Genomic DNA, 3,530 nt, shown 5'->3' on the forward strand with positions numbered 1-3,530 from the left:
CAGCAGGCCGAGCAGGGCGATGATCACCGTGCATCCCGCGAAGAGCACCGACCGGCCCGCCGTGTCCAGGGCACGGGCGGTGGCGGTATCGCGGTCAGCGCCCGCGACGAACCGGGTCGGCTCCCGGTGACCACGCCCTGTGCCACCCGGGCGAGCACGGCCCGGGCCGCCTCGTGCTCGCTCTCATGCAGGAACGCCGGGATGACGCGGTCGCCCACCAGCTCGGCGACGCTCCCGAGGATGGAGTCGTTGGTCTCCAGCGCCCACGCCGCCTCGAAGACGCTCAGCATCGCCCTCGGGTCGACCTCGGCGAGTGAGACCCCGTCGAGCAGCGCCGTCCAGACCACCGCCCTGGTCGCGGCGTCGTCGATCCGGGCCAGCTCGGCGGGTAGGGCGTCCACCGACGAGCCGTCCAGCTTGACGTTGGCCCAGGTCAGGTCGGACGCGTTGGGCACCACCACGGCCGCGATCGGGCGGCCCACGATCTGCGGCAACGGCGTGCGGTCGGCCGTGATCGTGGTGTGCAGCCGGAAGACCTCGCCGCCGCCGGCGAACCCGGCCACGTCGATGGTGTGCGGCCGGTCCGCAGGGTGTGCCCGAGCCGGCGTCCGCACCAGCTCCGCCTCGCTGATCCGCCCCTGCTCGACCTCGGTGCGCAGCGACAGCGCGTCCAGCCCCGCCGTGCGCAACCAGCCCTCCGCCCATCCGTCCAGGTCCTGGCCGGAGGCCTCTTCCATCGCCTCCAGGAAGTTGCCCAGGTCGGCGTTGCCGAACCGGTGCGCCCGCAGGTATGCCGTGAGCCCGGCGATGAACGCCTCGTCGCCGATGTACGCGATCAGCTGCCTCAGCACGGACGAGCCCTTGGCGTAGGAGATCCCGTCGAAGTTCTGCAACGCGGTCTCCACGTTCGGGGCCGCAGCTCCCGCGACCGGGTGCGTAGACGGCATACGCTCCGCCGCGTAACCCCAGGTCTTGCGCGACATGGCGGCGTCGACCCAGGCCTCGTCGAACTCGGTGGCCGCGACCAGGGTGCGGTGCGCCATGTACTCCGCGAAGGACTCGTTGAGCCACAGGTCGTCCCACCACCTCATCGTGACCAGGTCGCCGAACCACATGTGCGCCATCTCGTGGGCGATCGTGTTGGACCGGCGCAGCACCTGCTGACGGGTGGTGGCGCCCCGGAAGATCATCTGGTCGCGGAAGGTCACACAGCCGGGGTTCTCCATCGCGCCGGCGTTGAACTCCGGCACGAACACCTGGTGGTACTCCCCGAACGGGTAGCGCAGGCCGAACAGCGAGTGGTAGTAGTCGAAGCAGGCCTTGGTCACCTCGAGCATCTGCCCAGCCTGGAGCGTGAGCGGCTCCCGGAGCGATGCACGCGCGTGGATGGCGAGCGGGATGCCGTCGTGCTCGTCGGCGACCGTGGCGTAGGGGCCCGCACAGACCGTCACGAAGTAGGTCGCGAGGGGGCGCGTCGTCGCGAGGCGCCAAGGGCCGTCGGCCTCGCGCCGGGCCGCGCCGTTGCCGACCACGATCCAGCCGTCCGGTGCGGTGACCTGCACGTCAAACGGCGCCTTCAGGTCGGGCTGGTCGAAGCATCCGAAGACGCGCGGAGCCGCATCGAGGAAGAGGTGGCCGTAGACGTAGTGCAGCCCGTCGGCCGGGTCGACCGCGCGGTGCAGGCCCTGGCCGTCGCGGCTGTAGCGCATCGTCGCCGACACGACGACCTCGTTGTCCGTCGCGAGGTCGGGCAGGGTCAGCCGGTCGCCGTCCAGAGCCTCCGCCCCGAGCGGCTTGCCGTTCAGGGTGACCTCGTGCACCGACTCGGCGCGCAGGTCGAGGAACGTCGAGGCGCCCGGCTCGCGGCACGTGAAGGTGATGGTGGCGGTCGACTCGAAGGCGCGGTCACCGCGGTCGAGGTCGAGCTCGATCCGGTATGCCGTCACGTCCAGCAGCGCTGCTCGCGCCGCCGCCTCCACCCGCGTCAGGTTCGCCATGGGTCCAACCCTGCCATGTTGCCTCGGCGCTCCGGGCCTCGCTCGTGTCCTCGCCGCCGCTCAGTACGGCTGGTGGCCGCTGGCCATCGCCTCCAGGCGAGCGATCCGCTCGTCCATCGGTGGGTGGGTGGAGAAGAGGCGGGAGACGTCCTTGGCACGGAACGGGTTGGCGATCATCATGTGGCTCGCGTTGACCACGGCGGGCTGTGGGGCGAGCGGCGCCCGTGCCGTGCCGGACTCGAGCTTGCGCAGGGCCGAGGCGAGAGCCAGCGGGTCGCCGGTGAGCTTGGCACCGTCCTCGTCGGCGTCGTACTCCCGGGTGCGGCTGATCGCCATCTGGATCACGGTCGCGGCGACCGGGGCGAGCAGGGCCATCGCCAGCATGGCGAGCGGGTTGGGCCGGTTGTCGTCGCCACCGCCTCCGCCGAAGCCGCCGAACATGCCGAACCACATCAGCATCTGGGCCACGCTGGTGATCACACCGGCGACGGCGGCCGCGACCGACGAGGTGAGGATGTCCCGGTTGTAGACGTGCATCAGCTCGTGCCCGAGCACCCCGCGCAGCTCGCGCTCGTTGAGCAGGGACAGGATGCCCTCGGTGCAGCAGACCGCGGAGTGGCTCGGGTTGCGGCCGGTGGCGAAGGCGTTGGGGGCCTCGGTCGGGGAGACGAACAGCCGCGGCATCGGTTCGCCGGCCTTGGTCGACAGCTCCCGCACGATGCGGTACATCTCGGGCGCCTGGGCCTCGCTGACCGGGTAGGCGTGCATCGCCTTGATCGCGATCTTGTCGCTGTTCCAGTAGCCGTAGACGGTCATCCCGACGCCGAACAGGGCGAACAGCCAGATGAACCGGCCGCTCCCGATGACCGCGCCGAGCCCGAGCAGGATCGCCCAGATGGCTCCGAAGAGCGCGGCCGTCTTGAGACCGTTGAAGTGGCGGTGCATGCCGGTTGAACGCCCGCGGCACGCCCGGTGTTCCGGCACTCGACGGCGCCGGGTCCGGTCCCTCTCCGGTTGCGTCGGGAGGGCGCAGGAAGCCGCCCCTTCTCGGGGCAACGAGGAGGTGGTCAGGGCCCGAGCAGGCCGAGGACCATCTGTGGGGCGAGCGAGGTGGCGACCAGCGCGATGAAGGCGACCGCGACGGCGACCAGCTGGGCGGGGTGCCAGCTGCGCCAGTGCACCCTGGTGGTCTCCGTCTCACCCTCGCGGCTGCCGTCGCCCGCGGCGTCGGAGGCTCCGCCCGCCTCGGACACCGGGATCGCCTGCGGCCTCTCCAGCGCGGCCCGCAGCCACCGCAGGTAGACCGCGACCCCGATGACCGCGTTGACCGCGGCGACCACGGCGAGCGCCCACAGCTGCCCGTGCACGACCGGCCGCAGCGCCACGATCTTGGCCACCAGTCCCAGCACCCCGGGCGGCAGCCCGGCCAGGGAGAGCAGCGCCAGCCCCAGCGAGACGCCCAGCAGCGGGTGCCCGCGCAGCAGGCCGCGGTATGCCGTGAGCTGACGTGCGCGCGCCAGTCCCCACACGTGC

The 3,530-nt window shown here is 71.7% G+C and carries 3 protein-coding genes and 1 pseudogene; all 4 read right to left on the reverse strand.

The window, feature by feature from the left end:
* A partial coding sequence (locus FRW57_RS25115) for a hypothetical protein (protein WP_420853268.1) occupies positions 1 to 69 on the reverse strand: 69 nt, incomplete at its 3' end.
* 71 nt (positions 70 to 140) lie between these two features.
* Positions 141 to 1,997 (reverse strand): annotated as a pseudogene (pepN, locus tag FRW57_RS19015) (aminopeptidase N); the annotation flags it as partial.
* 60 nt (positions 1,998 to 2,057) lie between these two features.
* The gene (gene htpX / locus FRW57_RS19020) at positions 2,058 to 2,942 is read right to left on the reverse strand and encodes a zinc metalloprotease HtpX (protein ID WP_137120633.1); all 885 of its coding nucleotides are present in this window, start codon (positions 2,940 to 2,942) and stop codon (positions 2,058 to 2,060) included.
* Between the two features lie 122 nt (positions 2,943 to 3,064).
* A partial coding sequence (locus FRW57_RS19025; protein WP_275263207.1) for a proton-conducting transporter transmembrane domain-containing protein occupies positions 3,065 to 3,530 on the reverse strand: 466 nt, incomplete at its 5' end.

Origin of the sequence: Segeticoccus rhizosphaerae, from assembly GCF_009192725.1 — a bacterium.
GTDB lineage: Bacteria > Actinomycetota > Actinomycetes > Actinomycetales > Dermatophilaceae > Segeticoccus > Segeticoccus rhizosphaerae.